Origin of the sequence: Microbacterium arborescens (genome assembly GCF_030369635.1) — a bacterium.
Lineage (GTDB): Bacteria > Actinomycetota > Actinomycetes > Actinomycetales > Microbacteriaceae > Microbacterium.
The window spans coordinates 2182247-2199025 of sequence record NZ_CP128474.1 but is presented as its reverse complement, the minus strand read 5'-3'; the positions used below and the strand labels follow the sequence as shown (position 1 = coordinate 2199025).

23 protein-coding genes and 1 tRNA gene are annotated in these 16779 nt (G+C 69.7%); 10 read left to right on the top strand and 14 right to left on the bottom strand.

Features of this window, described 5'->3' with window-relative positions; genetic code table 11:
- Positions 1-211: 211 nt before the first annotated feature.
- Entirely contained in the window at positions 212-1192 is a 981-nt protein-coding gene (locus QUC20_RS10465) for a DsbA family protein (protein WP_120264965.1), read from the top strand.
- A 65-nt stretch (positions 1193-1257) separates the two neighbouring features.
- Positions 1258-1330: transfer RNA gene (locus tag QUC20_RS10460), tRNA-Thr, on the top strand.
- Positions 1331-1461: 131 nt separating this feature from the next.
- On the opposite strand, the gene QUC20_RS10455 is transcribed toward QUC20_RS10460, so the two are convergent.
- Entirely contained in the window at positions 1462-1809 is a 348-nt protein-coding gene (locus QUC20_RS10455) for a hypothetical protein (protein ID WP_289329825.1), read from the bottom strand.
- 201 nt (positions 1810-2010) lie between these two features.
- Between QUC20_RS10455 and QUC20_RS10450 the strand changes: the two genes are divergently transcribed.
- Positions 2011-2340 (top strand): DUF7882 family protein, encoded by a 330-nt coding sequence (locus tag QUC20_RS10450; RefSeq protein WP_289329824.1) that lies wholly within the window; start codon positions 2011-2013, stop codon positions 2338-2340.
- 48 nt (positions 2341-2388) lie between these two features.
- On the opposite strand, the gene QUC20_RS10445 is transcribed toward QUC20_RS10450, so the two are convergent.
- The 4 genes from QUC20_RS10445 to QUC20_RS10430 form a co-directional block, all read right to left on the bottom strand.
- A complete protein-coding gene (locus tag QUC20_RS10445) occupies positions 2389-2745 on the bottom strand; it encodes a DUF7882 family protein (RefSeq protein WP_289329823.1) in 357 nt (118 codons plus the stop codon).
- A 193-nt stretch (positions 2746-2938) separates the two neighbouring features.
- Entirely contained in the window at positions 2939-3298 is a 360-nt protein-coding gene (locus QUC20_RS10440; protein ID WP_289329822.1) for a hypothetical protein, read from the bottom strand.
- An 85-nt stretch (positions 3299-3383) separates the two neighbouring features.
- Positions 3384-3659, bottom strand: a complete 276-nt coding sequence (locus tag QUC20_RS10435; RefSeq protein ID WP_289329821.1) for a hypothetical protein — start codon at positions 3657-3659, stop codon at positions 3384-3386.
- A 22-nt stretch (positions 3660-3681) separates the two neighbouring features.
- Positions 3682-4047 (bottom strand): DUF7882 family protein, encoded by a 366-nt coding sequence (locus QUC20_RS10430; protein ID WP_120265016.1) that lies wholly within the window; start codon positions 4045-4047, stop codon positions 3682-3684.
- Positions 4048-4166: 119 nt separating this feature from the next.
- Here QUC20_RS10430 and QUC20_RS10425 point away from each other — a divergent pair, with 119 nt between their 5' ends.
- Complete coding sequence (locus QUC20_RS10425; protein WP_289329820.1) at positions 4167-5120, top strand: DMT family transporter; 954 nt, start codon at positions 4167-4169, stop codon at positions 5118-5120.
- Positions 5121-5127: 7 nt separating this feature from the next.
- Here QUC20_RS10425 and QUC20_RS10420 read toward each other — a convergent pair whose 3' ends face one another.
- The 6 genes from QUC20_RS10420 to QUC20_RS10395 are packed head-to-tail and all read right to left on the bottom strand — an operon-like array spanning position 5128 to position 11092.
- Positions 5128-6102 (bottom strand): NAD-dependent epimerase/dehydratase family protein, encoded by a 975-nt coding sequence (locus tag QUC20_RS10420; RefSeq protein ID WP_289329819.1) that lies wholly within the window; start codon positions 6100-6102, stop codon positions 5128-5130.
- A complete protein-coding gene (locus QUC20_RS10415; protein WP_289329818.1) occupies positions 6099-8780 on the bottom strand; it encodes an alpha/beta fold hydrolase in 2682 nt (893 codons plus the stop codon). The genes QUC20_RS10420 and QUC20_RS10415 overlap by 4 nt, the downstream gene beginning before the upstream one ends.
- Positions 8774-9868: a 3-oxoacyl-ACP synthase III gene (locus QUC20_RS10410; RefSeq protein ID WP_120265020.1), complete on the bottom strand. Its 1095-nt coding sequence runs from the start codon at positions 9866-9868 to the stop codon at positions 8774-8776. The genes QUC20_RS10415 and QUC20_RS10410 overlap by 7 nt, the downstream gene beginning before the upstream one ends.
- Positions 9869-9920: 52 nt before the next feature.
- Positions 9921-10370 carry an ImmA/IrrE family metallo-endopeptidase gene (locus QUC20_RS10405; protein ID WP_289329817.1) on the bottom strand — a complete coding sequence of 150 codons (450 nt, stop codon included), beginning with the start codon at positions 10368-10370 and terminating at the stop codon, positions 9921-9923.
- The gene (locus QUC20_RS10400) at positions 10339-10704 is read right to left on the bottom strand and encodes a helix-turn-helix domain-containing protein (protein WP_289329816.1); all 366 of its coding nucleotides are present in this window, start codon (positions 10702-10704) and stop codon (positions 10339-10341) included. The genes QUC20_RS10405 and QUC20_RS10400 overlap by 32 nt, the downstream gene beginning before the upstream one ends.
- Before the next feature lie 49 nt (positions 10705-10753).
- Positions 10754-11092, bottom strand: coding sequence for a helix-turn-helix domain-containing protein (locus QUC20_RS10395; RefSeq protein WP_183045419.1), 339 nt, complete (start codon positions 11090-11092; stop codon positions 10754-10756).
- Between the two features lie 56 nt (positions 11093-11148).
- On the opposite strand from QUC20_RS10395, the gene QUC20_RS10390 reads away from it, so the two are divergent.
- Positions 11149-11418: a helix-turn-helix domain-containing protein gene (locus tag QUC20_RS10390; RefSeq protein WP_120265023.1), complete on the top strand. Its 270-nt coding sequence runs from the start codon at positions 11149-11151 to the stop codon at positions 11416-11418.
- A 24-nt stretch (positions 11419-11442) separates the two neighbouring features.
- Here QUC20_RS10390 and QUC20_RS10385 read toward each other — a convergent pair whose 3' ends face one another.
- A complete protein-coding gene (locus QUC20_RS10385) occupies positions 11443-11979 on the bottom strand; it encodes a nitroreductase family protein (protein ID WP_120265024.1) in 537 nt (178 codons plus the stop codon).
- Complete coding sequence (gene msrB / locus QUC20_RS10380) at positions 11976-12383, bottom strand: peptide-methionine (R)-S-oxide reductase MsrB (RefSeq protein WP_120265025.1); 408 nt, start codon at positions 12381-12383, stop codon at positions 11976-11978. Before msrB ends, QUC20_RS10385 begins: the two co-directional genes overlap by 4 nt.
- Positions 12384-12449: 66 nt before the next feature.
- Here msrB and QUC20_RS10375 point away from each other — a divergent pair, with 66 nt between their 5' ends.
- The 5 genes from QUC20_RS10375 (at position 12450) to groL (ending at position 16429) form a co-directional block, all read left to right on the top strand.
- Positions 12450-13445: a DUF2332 domain-containing protein gene (locus tag QUC20_RS10375; protein ID WP_289329815.1), complete on the top strand. Its 996-nt coding sequence runs from the start codon at positions 12450-12452 to the stop codon at positions 13443-13445.
- A gap of 9 nt (positions 13446-13454) precedes the next feature.
- Entirely contained in the window at positions 13455-13697 is a 243-nt protein-coding gene (locus QUC20_RS10370; protein WP_120265027.1) for a DUF3263 domain-containing protein, read from the top strand.
- Positions 13698-13726: 29 nt separating this feature from the next.
- Positions 13727-14311, top strand: a complete 585-nt coding sequence (locus QUC20_RS10365) for a LytR C-terminal domain-containing protein (protein WP_120265028.1) — start codon at positions 13727-13729, stop codon at positions 14309-14311.
- 121 nt (positions 14312-14432) lie between these two features.
- Positions 14433-14636, top strand: coding sequence for a cold-shock protein (locus tag QUC20_RS10360; protein ID WP_023954799.1), 204 nt, complete (start codon positions 14433-14435; stop codon positions 14634-14636).
- 173 nt (positions 14637-14809) lie between these two features.
- The gene (gene groL / locus QUC20_RS10355; RefSeq protein ID WP_120265029.1) at positions 14810-16429 is read left to right on the top strand and encodes a chaperonin GroEL; all 1620 of its coding nucleotides are present in this window, start codon (positions 14810-14812) and stop codon (positions 16427-16429) included.
- A 60-nt stretch (positions 16430-16489) separates the two neighbouring features.
- Here groL and QUC20_RS10350 read toward each other — a convergent pair whose 3' ends face one another.
- A complete protein-coding gene (locus QUC20_RS10350) occupies positions 16490-16777 on the bottom strand; it encodes a WXG100 family type VII secretion target (RefSeq protein WP_289329814.1) in 288 nt (95 codons plus the stop codon).
- Between the last annotated feature and the right edge of the window lie 2 nt (positions 16778-16779).

The window sequence follows — 16779 nt, the reverse complement described above, 5'->3', positions numbered from 1 at the left end:
CGATCCGTTGTGAATGGAACGGGGTCGCCCCCGTACGCCCCTCATCGGGCGCGCTCTCAGTATGGCACGGGCGCGAGCGCGCGGGAGACAACGCGATCGGGCCGGTGCTCTGGGCTTTCCCAGGCTGGCTGATTACCATCGAATCACTCGTGAAGCCCGTCGCGAGCGCCGCCAACTCGGCCCTGATCCTTTCTCTGTTCCCCGAGGTTCCATGTCTTCTGACGACACCCCTGACGCACCTGAAACGCCGGCAGTCACCGACCGCCGCGAGGCGGTGCGTGAGAAGGCGCTCCAGGTTCACAGCCGGCAGTCGCGTGCGCGCATCGCACGTCGCTCGGGTCTGGGAGTGCTGGCCGTCGGGATCGTGGCGGCAGCGGCCGTCGCCGTCACCTGGACGGTCTCGAGCGCCGGCAGCAAGCCGCAGCTCGAGCCGGCGACCGCGTCGGGCGACGGCTTCGTCGTCGCCGATGTCGTCAACACGTCGGTCTCGACCGACATCGCCGCCCAGACCGACGCGTCTGCGCCGGCAGAGGCCGCCCCGGATGCCGCGGCCGCGACTCCCGCGGAAGGGCTTCCCGCCCCGACGAGCACGGCGACCCCGCCCGTGGAGATCCGCGTCTACGTCGACTACCTCTCGGCCGGCGCGCGCGAGTGGCAGGTCGCCAACGCTCAGCAGCTCACCTCCTGGGTCGACGACGGCGCCGTCACCCTCAGCTACTACCCGGTGGCGATGCTGACGGCGAAGTCGAACGGCACGAAGTACTCGCTCCGCGCGGCCAGCGCCGCCGCCTGCGTGGCGACGAACGCCCCCGACGCCTTCTTCGCGTTCAACAACGAACTCCTCACGCGTCAGCCCGAGGTCGACACCGACGGCTACTCCGACACCGAGCTCGCCAACATGGCGCAGGCCTCCGGGGTCGACTCGACCCGCGTCGTCCGCGACTGCATCGAGTCGGGCTCGTACGCCGCGTGGGCGAAGTCGGCGACCGAGCGGGCCGTGGCCGGCATCCCCGACACCAACGGGCTCTCGCTCACCGGCACGCCGATGGTGCTCGTCAACGGCAAGCAGTACATCGGCGATCTGAGCGACCCGGCAGAGTTCTCGCAGTTCGTCCTGACGACCGCGAGTGACGCGTACTACAAGTCGGCACCCACCCCCACCCCGACGCCCACCGAGGCGCCCGCGTCCTGACGCGCCCGAGCCTCGGCCGTCGGAGTTTCTGCGCGGCCCCTGTCCGTCGGTAGACTGGACACCTTGCCGACTTGGCGCAATTGGTAGCGCACCGTACTTGTAATACGGGGGTTACGGGTTCGAGTCCCGTAGTCGGCTCTGAAAGCGCAGGTCAGCCGACCCGCCGATTCGGACGGCGCTTCCCACGGGTCGCCACGAGGTCGTAGACGGTACCGGCTCCCGTCGGCCTGGTCGGCGACGACGATCGGGGGACGCGTGGGTCGCCTGCGTCAGTAGCCCTCGAGATCCGGGTCCCAATTGTCCATTTCGATCGGCGTCGCCGGTTGCGCGCGCCCGGTGGCACCCCGGTGCGGATAGTGGGGATGCATCCGGAGCAGGGTCGCGCCGGTCGAAAAGTCCGGTTCGTCCCCATGCCACGGGGCGGGCTCGGACATGATCGCGATGCCCGGGCCGAGGAGTATGTCGGCGCTGCCGTAGGCAGGATCGTCCCTAGCGACGGGAAAGGTGACCCGCTCGGTGTGGGAGAGGTTCGCGAGGGCGACGCCGAGACGGAGCAGCGCGTCGGCGACGTCGTCCGTGGTGAGGACGACGCCCCCTCCGTACATGATTCGACGCACCCGCCAATTCTCCCCGGGCGAGCAGTGTGCGCAAGGCGGGTTGTGCGAGCGGGGACCGACGCGCACCCTTCCTGCGCACGGCGCAGTCACGTGACCCCTCCCGGTGGAGGTACATTTTGGTCAGCCGCTCATGACGCTCAGAGTCAGGAGTGCTCTGGTCCCGAGGTCGGGGCCGGACCGTTGCTCGAGAGGGTGGGGACCATGGGGCATCTGATCTACGGTGTCGCACCGGCCATCAACATCGATGACTGGGCGCTGCAGCACCTGCGAGCGGTGATCGTCACCAAGCTCCGACGCGACGAGAGCTTCATCTTCACGTGGGGCAGTGAGCCCGGCACGCACGGCGACGACGCGATCGACGGTCGAGACGGCGGCCACGGAAGCGTGTGGATCTCACGCGCATCCTCGCTGTACTTCAGCTTCGCGGAGGCGCCGTCCGGCGCACTCAATCGGCGGTGGCTGGTGCTTCTCAACGAGGCGGCGAACAGTGCGGCGGGGTTGCGGTTGGTACCCGAGCCTGCGGCCGCCTGACCTCTCAGGTCACGCCGCTGGCCGCGAGAACGGAGCGCGAGAGATCCGTCATCCGGCGACGCGTTCACCGTGGAGCTCCGCGCCGCCGTGCGAGGATGCCGCCCGCGGCGCCGGCTCCGGGATCACGTACAGCCCTGTGGGAGAGCTCGCGACGGCGGCGAGGGCCGCGATCCACTCCCGGTTGAGCCGCGGTTCGCGGCTGCCATGGAACTTGAACTCGATGTCGGCGCTCGGGTGGACCCACACAGCCCGCCGCCCGCCGCCCACACTCGGGTCGTCCTTCCAGGTGAAGAAGAAGGGCTCGCTCCGGCGGAGCTTCGCTCCGAAGACCTGTTGCAGGTGGGCGAGCGTGCGGTCCTCGATCTCGACCTTGCTGTTCCCGTTTCCGTAGATGAAGCGGCCCATGATGGCCTCCGTGCGTGCACAAAGCGTCGGCCGCTCCGATGAAATGGGGGAGCGGGGAGCCGAAGCAACTTTGCATGCTTGCTGACTGTCAACGGTCCTCGTAGTTCGGCCTGCAGTCAAGGGGCGCGCGTGGAATGGCTCACGGACGGCCACCTCGGCGGCGCCGTCGTGGCCACACCGACCGGAACGGGGCTCAGATGATGTCGATCGCTCCGCCGAAGTCGTCGTTCCACGACGACGGGTCTTCGGGGTTCGACCCCACGTCGGGTTCGGCCTGACGCCGGGGGAAGTCGGGATGCAGCTGCAACCAGCCGACGGCATCCTCGAAGTCGGGTTCGGGGATGTCGACGGCCGCGGGCCGCGAGAGGATGTGGATGCCGCTCCCGATCACGAGGTCGACCTGCGCGGGCTCGTCCGAACCGGGCTCGATGGCGAGGATGGTGACGACCTCGCTTCCCGAGGTCGCCGCGACGCTCGCCGTCAGAGCCAGCAGGGCACGGGCGACAGCATCGCTGGTGATGAAAGTCTCGCCCCCGTACTTCACGTAACGCATCGCCCTGCACGATGCCACGGCAGCCCCCCGACGAGCACGGGGTTGCAAAGTCGAGTGCGGCGGGCTAGCGCGCGCGCTCGTCGTGTCAATGCTTCCGGATGTTGACGAGCTGCCAGCCCTCGGGCACCTTTGCGAACAGGGCTGCGCGGTCGTCTGCTTCGATGTCGCGCAGGCCATCGCGTCGCTGGTAGGTCGCGGTGGCTTTGAGCTCGGTGCTGCCCTTGATCATCTGCACCGGTGCCGACACGAGGTCGAAACCCTCGGGGGCCGCAGCCTGTGCCTGATCCCGGATCTCCTCGAGCGAGTGCCCCGCGAGTTCGACGGAGGTGTTCTCGACCCGACGAATGGTGCCCACGTACATGGGAACCAGCCTAGGCCGGGTGTCAGTCGAGACCGACCGCGTCGGCTCGGTCGGGCAGCGGCGTGGGGTCCTGGCTGCTGCGGCTGCGCGGCGCGGGTTCGGGGGTGAGGTAGAGGCCGCTGCCGGAGTTCGCGACCGCGGTGAGCGCTTCGAGCCAATCGCGATTCAGCTGCGGTGAGCGATGGCCGTGGAACTTGAAGACCAGGTCGGCGTTCTGATGGATCCACACCGACCGACGGCCGTCGCCGATGCTCACATCATCGCGCCACGTGAAGAAGAAGCACTCGTTGCGGCGCAGCTTGGATCCGATGACCTGTTGCAGGTGCGCGAGCGCGCGATCCTCGATCTCGACCTTGGTGTTGCCGTTGCCATAGATGAATCGCCCCATGATGATCCCCGTCCTCCTCATCCACGCTCCCGGTTCGCCACGACAGCGTCAAGAGGGGGCACACGCAGTGCGAGGCCGCGGTTCGTGGTGTGCGGCGCTCCTGATGCACTATTGACCGAGTGACCGACCAGATCCGACCCCCAGCTCTACCGCTCGGCGTGGCGATCGCCGCGACGGTGTTCATCGGCGTCCTCACCGCCGTGCAGGCGCGCATCAACGGCGCGCTCGGCGCCGCGCTCGGAGACGGTTTCGTCGCGGCATCCATCTCGTTCGGAACCGGACTGGTGCTGATCCTCGTCATCACCCTGTCAGTGCCCAGCGGCAGGCTGGGTCTGCGCCGGCTCGTGGCAGGTGCGGGGCGCGGCATCCCGATCTGGATGCTCCTCGGCGGGCTCGCCGGGGCCGTTACGGTCGCGACCCAGGGGCTCACGGTCGCCACGATCGGGGTGGCGCTGTTCACCGTCGGTCTCGTGGCGGGGCAGACGGCAGGAGGGCTGGTGCTCGACCGCGTCGGGTACGGCCCCGCCGGTGTCGTGGCCGTGACCGTCCCGCGCCTGGTCGGCGGACTGCTGGCGATCGTCGGCGTCGTGCTCTGCGCGCTCGGGCAGCGGGGCGAGCCCGTCGCCTGGTGGATGCTGGCGCTGCCGCTGATCGCGGGAGCCGGCATCGCCTGGCAGCAGGGGACGAACGGCCGGTTGCGCCAGGAGCTGGGCAGCCCCCTCTCGACGACGGTGGTGAACTTCACAGGCGGCTCGATCGCGCTGGGTATCGCCGCGGCGGTGAGCGTGACGGTCAACGGGATGCCGTCGGCGCTGCCCGCCGAGCCCTGGATGTACCTCGGCGGGGCGATGGGCGTCGTGTACATCGTCATCTCGGCCGCTCTGGTGAAGCGCACCGGAGTGCTGCTCCTCGGCCTCGGATCGGTGGTCGGGTTGCTCGCCGCGTCGATCGTCCTCGACGCGATCGCACCGCCGCCGTCGGGGCCTTCGCTGTTGGCCGCGACGACCGCTGCTGCCGTCGCATTCGTCGGTGTCGTCATCGCGGTCGTGCCGTGGCGGCGACGCGTGCGCTGAGCGGAATTCAGCGACGCGCGGCGTAGTGCTCCGCGAGCCGTGACAGTCCCTCGTCGATCGAGACGGTCGGCGCCCACTGCAGATCACGACGGATCTCGGTCTGATCGAACCAGTGCGCGGTCGAGAGCTGTTCGGCGAGGAACCGGGTCATCGGCGGCTCGTCGGCGCCGGGACGGACGTCCCACACTTTCTCGACGGCGGCTCCGGCAGCACGGGCCACGGCGGCCGGCAGGCGCAGCTTCGGCTCGGGGGCGCCTGCAGCCCGGCAGATGCCCGCCATGAGGTCGCCGACGGGTCGCGGTTCGCCATTCGTGAGGACGTAGGCGCGGCCGCCGACGGCATCCGCTCGGTGCAACGCCGCGACGATGCCCGACGCGGCGTTGTCGACGTAGGTGGTGTCGATCAGGGCGGTGCCGCCGTTGAGGAGGGGCAGTGTGCGCCGTCGGGCGCGAGCCACGATGCGCTCGATGAGCTGCGGGTCGCCCGGACCCCACACCAAGTGCGGCCGAACGGCGACGACGCGCATCGCCTCGGTGTCTCGGCCGAGGGCGATCAGTTCGGCCTCGGCCTTCGTGCGGGCGTACTCGCCGCGCGCCCGGACCGGATCGGCCGGATCGGCTGCGGCGCCGGCCAGGGCGGAGCCGGCGTGGGCGACCGAGGGGGATGAGACCTGGACGAAGCGCGACACCCCGGCCGCCGCGGCGGCATCGAGCAGGGTCGTCGTGCCGCCGACGTTGACGTTGTAGAACTCGCGTCGGTCGCCGGCGAGCGACACCTTCGCGGCGAGGTGGACGACGGCTTCCACACCGGCGACGGCCTCCGTCACGGTCGCCGCGTCGGTGACCGAGCCGCGGATGTCGCGTGCTCCCGCGATGCCCGAGGGTCGGCGCTGCAGCGTGCGCACGTCATGCCCGGCGGCGATGAGATCGGCCACGACCGCGCGGCCGAGGAATCCGGATGCCCCGGTGGCCAGGACGATCACGGTGCGCTCGGCTTCTCGCCGGCGAGCACCCGCTCGGCCCAGGCCGCCAGACGCGATCGGTCGATCTTCGAGTTGTGCCGGATGTCGGTGGGCAGCGCCGGGACGACGAGGGCGGCGGCGACGGGAGCATCGGATGCCGCGCGAATGCGTTCGGCCAGTGCCGATGGCGCGAGGCCGGGCCGGCGCGCGCCCGGCGTGGTCTCGACGACCGCGACGCATACCTGACGGCCTCGGGGTCCGACACCGACGACCGCCGCGCGGCGAACGTCGTCGAGCTTCTCGATCTGCTGCTCGGGGCCGACGGGGGTGACCGGGCCCTCGTTCGTGACGATGACGTGGGGGAGTCGTCCCTCGACCCACAACCGGCCGTCGGCGTCGAGGTGTCCGACGTCGCCGGTGCGGTGCCAGCGCCCGGGGTGAGAGGCGGTGTCGCGCACGGCGTCGCGATCGGTCGCCCACAGGCGGTGATAGCCGCGCTTGAGGTGCGGGGCCGAAACCACGATCTCGCCGGTGACGTGGGGCGCGTCCGAAAGGTCTCCGGTTGCACGACCGTCGGCGTCGAGCGCGGAGATGCGTACCGTTCCCGTGCCGATCGGCGTACCGACGCACACCCCCGCATCGGGCGACTGCTGTGCGCGCTCGAGCTCGTCGAGGGTGACGTCCGTGACGAGCAGGCACTCGGTCATGCCGTAAGGAGTATGCGCTTCCGCCTCGGGCATCAACTCCTGCGCCCGGCGCAGGAGGTCGATGCTCACCGGCGCCCCGGTCGACAGGAACGTCCGCACCTGTGCGAGTGCCGCGCGGTCGTCGGCAGTGAGGGCACCGGCGGTCGCGCAGACGTTGGCGACGGCCGCCGGCGAGAGGAACACGATGCGGGCACGCGAGGCGCGGACCGCTTCGGCGACCGCCGTCGCGGTGAGGGTACGTGGTGCGGACACATCCATGCGCGGTGTCGCCGATCGCGTGCCGAGCGCGGGACCGAGCAGGGCGAAGGGGGCGAAGCCCGTCACCAGTCCGATGTCGGGGGTCACATCGAAGTGCGCACCGAGGGCGTCGCGGAGAGCGGCGAGCTGGGCGTGCGTGTACACGACGCCCTTCGCGGGTCCGGTCGAACCCGAGGTGAAGAGGATCGCCGCATCATCGTCTGCGGACGGCGGCGCCGGCACCGCGCTGCGAGCACCGGACGCCGCGATCTCGGCGAGCGAGGCTTCAACGCCGAGCGCGCGCGCCGCGGGGGCCGGCAGGTTCGGAGCCGAGATGCGTCGGCCCGGCCAGCCGAGTGCCCGCGCCGCGGCGAGGCCGGCCCGCTCGCCGATGACGAACGCCGGCTCGGTGCCGCGGACGGCGCGCGAGAGCCCGCGGATGCCCAGCCCGCGGTCTGCGACGACCACGACAGCGCCGATGCGCAGACACGCGTAGAGCACGGCGGTCAGTGTCGGTCCGGGCTGCACCAGCAGCGAGACGCGGTCACCGCGTCGGATGCCGAACGACGCGAACCCCGCGGCGAGCTCGTCGACACGCTGCGCGAGCTCACGCCAGCTGACATCCAGCGGTTCGCCGCCGACTCGGCGCGTGAGATCGACCACGGCGGTGTCGTCGTCGTCCCGCCTGTCGGCGAGCCGCTGCCAGATCGGCACGAACGCCTGCGCGTCGCTCGCGTCGGCATCCTCGACCTCGGGAGACGCGCCGCGGTCGACGGCGCCCTCGGCTTCACCCGCGTCGGCGGACGAGAGCCCGGCGTCGTCGAGCCAGTCGAGCAGGATGTCGGCGTACGGCCGTTCCTCAGCGAGCATGTGGCCGGCACCTTCGAAACGGTGCACATCGGCGTGAGGCAGACGGCGCGCGAGGTCGTCGAGATGGTGCTCGCCGAACACCGGGTCGCGCGGTCCGCGCAGCAGCAGCGCGGGCACCGTCAGATCGACCAGACCACCGGCCAGCTCATCGAGCGCCGGCGTGCTCGGATGTTCGGGGGTCGCCGGGATGTCTGCGACGAACGCACCGATGCCGCGCCGCAGCTCGCTCGACGCGTAGGGCGCGCGATATGCGGCTCGAACCTCGGGAGCGAGTGGCGGATCGGCCAACGCCAGGGTCGTGTCGAGGAACGCGGTCGTCTTGACCGTGGTCGTGGCCAGCAGCGACCGGGCGCCTGCGACTCGCAGAGCGGAAGGAAGCGGCATCCCCGCGGGGTGATGGACGGCGGTGTTGAGCACGGCGACGGCGTCGACACGGTCGCGGTGACGAACGGCCCACCCCAACGAGATCGGCCCGCCCCAGTCGTGGCCGAGGGTGACGAGCGTGCCGGCGATGTCGAGGTCGTCGATGAGCGCGCCGAGGTCGTCGATGCGCTGCGGCAGTCCTCGCGTCAGCGTCGTGCGCTCGGAATAGCCCATCTCGAGCTGATCGACCGCGACGACGCGCCACGCCGGACCCCCGGCACGCGCGCGCTCCAACGAGGTCGCGACGAGGGCGCGCCACAGGTACGACCAGGTCGGATTGCCGTGCACCGCGACGATCGTCCCGACGGGAGAGATGCCCTCGCGCTCGAGAACCGACGCGGTGTCGAGCAGGTGCCACCGGCGCTGCGCGCCGGCGTCGGCTCCGACACCGGCGACGACGCGCGTCGTCGACACGCCGCTCTCGATTCCGGGGAGTCCGCGCGGCACGGTGGGGGTCACCACGCGAGCTCCAGCATGCTCGTGTTCAGACCCGAGCCGACACCCATGAGCAGCACCCGGTCGCCGTGCTGCAACGTCGCCTTCTCCGCGTCGAGTGTGATGGGGATCGAGGCCGGCCCCACGTTGCCCAGATGGGGGTAGGTCACCGGCACGCGACGGCGATCGAGGCCGACGGCCTTCACGATCGCGTTGGTGTGCACCGACGAGACCTGGTGCGTGACGTAGCGGTCGACCGTCGACCATGAGAAGGTCGACTGTGCTTCCTTCCACGCGTCGACCACGAGGGCCAGTCCGCCCTTGAGGAGGGCCTTGGCATCGGTGAACATCCCGTCGACGCTCCCGACGCACAGCTCGTGGAACTGCGTCGCGGCGCGCGTCACGCCGCCGACGATGCGATGGCCGCCGGGGTTCGCGCTCGCGCGCCCCAGCACCGCCGCAGCGGCGCCGGAACCGAGCGTCAGCGAGGCGAACTCGCTCATGAAGCCTTCGCGGTCGAGACCGCCGCGGTTGAGGCGCTCGACGGTGTTCACCTGGATCTCATCGGCATCCTCGCCGTTGACGATGATGGCGTAGTCGATCTGGCCCGACTGGATCATGCCCGAGGCGAGGCTCATGCCGTTGATGAAACCGAGGCAGGCGTTGGCGACGTCGAAGTTGATGGCCGAGGTCGGCAGCCCGAGCCCGTGATGCAGGCGAACGGCGACGGAGGGCTCGAGGTGCTTGCGCGACACCGAGGTGTTGATGAGCAGGCCGATCTGGTCGGGGCGCACGCCGGCCTCGTCGAGTGCCCGGCGCCCTGCCCGGATCGTCGCGTCGTCCGACGACTCGCCCGCCGCCCAGTTTCGTCGCTCGTTCACTCCCGCGACGCGGCGCAGCAGGCCGGGCTTGAGCTTGAGCTCACGCAGCACGCCCGACAATCGTTCCTCGATCGCGTCGGATGAGGTGACGCGAGAGGGGAGGACACTCGCGACCGAGAGGAGGGCGACGTCGTCGTAACGAGTGGTGGCGTTTCCGTGCAATGCGACTCCCGCGGTGTCTCCGGTGGCCAGCGGCTTCTGCCTCCGACCCGCGCTCGAGGCGCATCCGGGCATCCGTCGATTTTACGTCTCGACTCATGCGGTCGGCTGCATGCGGAACGCTGTGCTACCGCGACGCGCCCGTCGGGATGTCCGGCATGCGAAGGGCGCGAGGATGCTGGAGCGTGCGTTGGAAGGCCCGGATCAGGTCGACGGTGACATCCAGTTCGAGGGCCATCGCATCCACGTGACCGTCGTGGATGCTCTCGGCGCGCGCATAGTCGTCGACCGGCACCAGCATCCGTGCCGCCCATTCGTCGGCTCTCACCTCTTGCCGTTCGGCGTGGTGCGGATCGCGGAGTGGTACGTCACCGTAGACGGCGTGGGCGCACTCGTGCGCCAGCACCGACCGGTGGAGGCGGCGGGCCATCCCCGGACGGAGCCGGACGATGCGGAGCCCGTGCTCGTACTCGCCGTCGCGGTCGGGTGGCAGATCGGTGATGCTCAGGCTGACGCCGAGAACATCGAGTGTGTCGAGAAGCTCGTCATCCGTCACCGTGATCCCCTCCGCGGTCATGCGGTGGCGCTTTGGCCACCGCCCGCTCAGTATCGCGTGAGGGTCCGACATCGATGCGAGGGATGTGGGACCGGTCGCGGGGGCGGCGGGACCGCTGGCCCGGCATGACGACGACATCGAGGAGGGGGATGCCGACGGCGCGGCAAACGGCGTCGAGCTGGTCGATCGTGAAGACCTTCTTCGCCGCGAGGACACGCGACAGCTGCGAGGCCGACATGCCCGCTTGTAGGGCGATGTCGGTCTGACGCAGCCCGCGCCGCGCGATCTCGCCGGCGAGCACATTCGCGACGTGAAGGCTGAGTGGGCCGGGTTCCGGTGTTCTTCCTGTGGGCACGTGCCCAAGTTTGGCCGAGTTGCCGCCGTTCCGCCGCCCCGTCCCCAGATCAGGCGGATGGCGACTCGGCCACCGCGCGACGGGGTCGGCTCGCAACACCCACGTCATTGCGCGAGATGTCGATGGGGCCGGGGCCGCGGCTCCGCCGCTGGCCGGGGATCACCACGACGTCTGCGATGCGGATGCCGACGGCACGGCACACCGCGTCGAGCTGGTCGATCGTGAAGACCTTCTTGGCGCCGAGGACGCGCGACAACTGTGAGACCGACATGCCCGCCTGCGCTGCGATGTCGGTCTGACGCAGTCCGCGCCGCGCGATCTCGCTGGCGAGCACCTCGGCGACATGACGACTGAGTGGGCCGGGTTCCGGTCTCTTTCCTGTGGGCACGTGCCAAGTTTGGCGGAACAATTGCCATGTAGCAAGAGTGTCAATAGTGTTGCCATATGGCAGACGGCTTGCTAAGTACCCGCGTGGCCCGCTCCATCCGCGCGGTCCTCGCGGACGAGCGGTTGACACAGGAATGGCTTGCCGAGGCGAGCGGCATCCCGATGCGCACGCTCGCTCGTCGCTTGCACGTGCGGCGCCCGTCGGCGATGTCGATCGAAGAGCTGGCGCGGATCTCGGCGGCACTCGAGGTCGATATGACGGACCTGCTCGACGACAGCCGCCTGACGACCCGCCGGGTGGGATCCCGCGCTCAGCCGCCGACCTGAAGCCCAGTCTCGGACCCGAGCCGATCAGGGCATCGGGCTGAGGAAGGCCTCGCCGTCGATCGTCTTGCGGCGGCCCGAGTCGCGATCGGCGGGCTTGCCGCCCACGTAGAGCCACCCGAGCAGTTCTTCGCGTTTGCCGAGCTTGTGGGCTTTCGCGACGGCCTTCGATCGTGTGGCACCTCCTGTGCGCCAGAAGACGCCCCAGCCGGCCTCGTCGAGCAGCAGGCTCAGGAGGTGTGCGACACCGGATGCCACGGCCTCCTGCTCCCAGCGCGGCACCTTGCTCTTCTTGCTGTAGCTCGCCACGACGGCGATGAGGAGGGGCGCTCGCATCGGTTTCGTCGAGACCCCCCGCTTGCCCTCGGCCTTGTTCAACGCGCGGCCCAGCCGGGTGCGACCGTCGCCACGGATCTCGATGAGCCGCCACGGGCGCAACGACGAATGATCGGCGACGCGCCCCGCGGCTGACACCAGCCGCACGAGCTCGTCATGGCTGGGCGCCTCGTCGGTGACCTTCGACCACGACCGGCGCGCGCCGGCGGCCTCGAAGGCTCCGGTCACTTCTCCTGCTCGGGCGTGAACGACAGCGACAGCGAGTTCATGCAGTAGCGGTCGCCGGTAGGGGTGCCGAAGCCGTCGGGGAACACGTGGCCCAGGTGCGAACCGCAATTGGCGCAGCGCACCTCCGTGCGCACCATCCCGTGCGAGCGGTCTTCGATGAGCTCGACCGCCTCGGGGCGCACCGACTCGTAGAAGCTCGGCCAGCCGCAGTGCGAGTCGAACTTGGTTCCGCTCTGGAACAGCTCGGCGCCGCAGGCGGCGCAGGTGTACAAGCCCGCGCGGCTCTCGTCGAGCAGCTCACCTGTCCAGGCGCGCTCGGTGCCCGCCTGGCGCAGCACCGCGTACTGCTCGGGGCTGAGCTCCTCGCGCCACTGCTCGTCGGTCTTGTTCACGGAATACGTCATGTCTGCTCCTTCGCCTCGTCCTATTCAACTCGACGTTGCGGGTCGATGTTCCCGGAGAATGTCCTCATGTCCGACGAGTTAGCCGCCGTGATCGAGCGATACCGGCGTTTCGCCCGAGACGAGGCCCCCGGGCGCTCCGACCTGTACGCCGCCTGGGCGCGGCGTGTCGTCGACGACACGGCTCTCCAGGAGGTCCTCTCCCGGCTGCCGGCGAACCGTCGTCAGCCGCCGCTCGTGTTCGCGGTGTGCCGGCTGCTCGGCTCGGGTGATGTGGCCGCCGAGTCGTGGGCGGCGTGGGTGCTCGAGAACGCTGACGCTGTCGTCGCCGAGAGCCTTGCCCGCTCGGTGCAGACGAACGAGCCCTTGCGGTGCGCGGTGCTTCTTCCGACGCTGTCGCGTATCGAAGGTCCGATCGCGCTGCTGGAGGTGGGGGCGAGCGCGGGGCTGTGCCTGTATCCCGACCGCTACTCGTACCGCTACGTCGGTGCCGACGGCGAGGTGCGGCTCGATCCGGCGGCGGGAACCTCGGAGGTGGAGCTCGTCACCGAGGTCGTGGGGGAGCGGATGCCGCAGGTGCGGCATCCCGAGATCGTCTGGCGTGCCGGCATCGATCTCGCGCCGCTCGACGTGCGCGACCGCAGCGACGTCGACTGGCTCGCGCGTCTGGTCTGGCCCGGGGAGGACGGTCGTGCCGAACGCATCCGGGCCGCGGCCGCGGTCGCGGCATCCGAACCGCCGCTGATGTTCGCCGGGGACGCCCTCGATCTGCTCCCGGAGGTCGCGGCCCTCGCGCCGGCCGAAGCGACGTTGGTGGTCACGACACCCGGCGTGCTCGTGCACATCCCGCGCGAGCGCCGCGCCCCGGTGATCGAGCGCGCGCGTGGGCTCGGCCGGTGGCTCACGATCGACGACCCGGCCACCCACGAGGGGTGGTCCGCGGCCGTGCCGACCGGTTGGCCGGGCGGCTTCGCCGTCGCCCTCGACGGCGAGATCGACGCCGCGGCCGACCCGCTCGGTCGGTGGTGGGAGTGGCGTCCGGACTCCGGGCGTCCGTCGTCGTAGCGTTGACACGTGGCCCTGTCTGATCGCGACCGTTCGCTCCTCGACTTCGAGGCACGTTGGGGAGCCCACAGCGGGGAGAAGGAAGAGGCCGTGCGCGAGGAGCTCTCGCTGAGTCCCGCACGCTACTACCAGCTGCTCGGGCGCGTCATCGACTCGCCCGACGCGGTCTCGCACGACCCGTTGCTCGTGCACCGGCTGCGGCGTATGCGGGCGGCGGCCGAGCGCTCACGCGCCGACCGCGCGGCCATGTGACGCGGAGCTTCGGCAGATAGCATTCCTCCGTGCCGACAACGACATACCCGAAAGACCGCTTCGACGAGCTCCCCGCCGACACCACCCGAGTCGGCGCCCACCGGGCGGAGAATCCCCGGCTGCGCGCCGGCGTCCTCCTGGTGTGGGCAGCGGTGGCGATCCTCGTCCTGGTCGCGGCGGGTGTCGTCGGCACCATGATCGTCACCGGACGCATCGCACTCTTCCCGGCGGAGCCGACCGCGACGGCCGTGGTCGAGGCTCCGGTCGAGGCCGACCCTGTGGTCGACACCTCGTATCCGGTGCTGATCCTCAACGCCACGTCGGAGCGGGGGCTGGCGAGCTCGTTGCGCGACACCGTCGTGGGCGCGGGATGGAGCTCGGATGTCGTCGACGCGGGCGAAGCGAGCACTCATGACTTCGCGACCACCACGATCTTCTACGTGACCGCGGCGGACGAAGGTGCCGCGCGAGGCCTCGCGCAGGTCATCGGCGGCGCGGACGTGGAGATGAGCGAGGCGTATGCCGGCCCCGACAGCGCCGACGGGGCGCCGAGCAAGCAACTCACCGTCGTCGTCGGACAGGACCGCGCGAGCGGGACATCGGACGGCGAATGAGCGGGCGTGTTTCACGCTCGTGAAATTCTCGATGCGGCCGTGTCAACAGTGACCGGAACCGCCTGATCCGGCGGAACGCCCTGCTTACGATGACGCTGTCGCACAGCATCAGGAGATTTGCATGACACAGGGCACCGTCAAGTGGTTCAACGCCGAGAAGGGTTTCGGCTTCATCACCGTGAACGAGGGACAGGATGTCTTCGTCCACTACTCCAACATCGAGATGAGCGGCTTCCGTGTGCTCGAGGAGGGGCAGGCGGTCGAGTTCACCGTGGGGACGGGGCAGAAGGGCCCGCAAGCGGAATCGGTGCGTGTCGTCGCCTGAAACCCGCCTCTCGCACAGAGCGCGCCGCCGTCGCGGCGCGCTCTGTCGTTTCCCGGCCAGTCGCCGACGACGCGGCTTGCACTCCCCATGGGCGAGTGCCAGAATGGCTTTAGCACTCACCTTCATCGAGTGCTAAAGACTGTTCTCCACCGTCCGGGAGGGACGACACACACATGGCAAAGATCATCGCTTTCGACGAGGAGGCCCGCCGAGGCCTCGAGCGCGGCCTGAACACGCTGGCCGACGCCGTCAAGGTGACGCTCGGCCCGCGCGGTCGCAACGTCGTGCTCGAAAAGAAGTGGGGTGCCCCCACCATCACGAACGATGGCGTCTCGATCGCCAAGGAGATCGAGCTCGACGACCCGTTCGAGAAGATCGGTGCGGAGCTCGTCAAGGAGGTCGCCAAGAAGACCGACGACGTCGCCGGTGACGGAACGACCACCGCGACGGTTCTCGCTCAGGCGCTCGTGCGCGAAGGTCTGCGCAACGTCGCAGCCGGCGCCGACCCCATCTCGCTCAAGAAGGGCATCGAGAAGGCCGTCAAGGCCATCACCGACCAGCTCCTCGCTGACGCCAAGGAGGTCGAGTCGAAGGAGCAGATCGCTGCCACCGCTTCGATCTCGGCCGCTGACCCCTCGATCGGTGCGCTGATCGCCGAGGCGATCGACAAGGTCGGCAAGGAAGGCGTCGTCACCGTCGAGGAGTCGAACACCTTCGGCACCGAGCTCGAGCTCACCGAGGGTATGCGCTTCGACAAGGGCTACATCAACCCGTACTTCGTCACGGACCCGGAGCGCCAGGAGGCTGTCTTCGAGGACCCGTACATCCTCATCGCGAACCAGAAGATCTCGAACATCAAGGACCTTCTGCCCATCGTCGACAAGGTGATCCAGGAGGGCAAGGAGCTCCTCATCATCGCCGAGGACGTCGAGGGCGAAGCTCTCGCGACGCTGGTGCTGAACAAGATCCGCGGCATCTTCAAGTCGGCTGCCGTCAAGGCTCCCGGCTTCGGCGACCGCCGCAAGGCGCAGCTGCAGGACATCGCGATCCTCACGGGCGGCCAGGTCATCACCGAAGAGGTGGGCCTCAAGCTCGAGAACGCGACCGTCGACCTGCTCGGCCGCGCTCGCAAGGTCATCATCACCAAGGACGAGACCACGATCGTCGAGGGTGCCGGTGACTCGGCTCAGCTCGAGGGCCGCGTGACCCAGATCCGCCGCGAGATCGACAACACCGACAGCGACTACGACCGCGAGAAGCTCCAGGAGCGCCTCGCGAAGCTCGCCGGTGGCGTCGCCGTCATCAAGGCCGGAGCTGCGACCGAGGTCGAGCTCAAGGAGCGCAAGCACCGCATCGAGGACGCCGTCCGCAACGCCAAGGCGGCTGTCGAAGAGGGTGTCGTCGCCGGTGGTGGCGTCGCGCTCATCCAGGCCGGCAAGAACGCGTTCGCCGGGCTCGAGCTCACGGGTGACGAGGCGACCGGTGCCAACATCGTTCGCGTCGCCATCGAGGCCCCGCTCAAGCAGATCGCCCTCAACGCCGGCCTCGAGCCGGGCGTCGTCGCCAACAAGGTCGCCGAGCTCGAGATCGGTCACGGCCTCAACGCCGCGACCGGCGAGTACGGCAACCTGTTCGAGCAGGGCATCATCGACCCCGCCAAGGTGACGCGCTCCGCGCTGCAGAACGCGGCGTCGATCGCGGGCCTGTTCCTCACGACCGAGGCGGTCGTGGCCGACAAGCCGGAGAAGACCCCGGCTCCCGCGGGCGACCCCACGGGTGGCATGGACTTCTGATCCATCGCATACAGAACGGCCCCTCCTTCGGGAGGGGCCGTTCTGCGTTTGGAGGTGGCGTCAGCGGAACATGCCTGTTGCCGCGGCCTCGGCCTGCAGGTACTGCTGACCCGCCGCGTCCAACGCCGACCCGATGTCGCCCAGTGCCGCTTCGACCTCGCGCTGTGCAGCGCGCCAGCGTTCGGCGACCGCATGGAAGGCGAGGGCGGCGCCTCCGGTCCACGAGCCCTGCAACTGCGTCAGCTGGGCCATCATGGCCCCCGTATCGGTCTCGAGGCGTGCCGAGGTGGCCCGGATGGCGGCGGTCGCGCTCGCCACGGCGTCGCTGTCGATCGAGAAGATGGCCATGT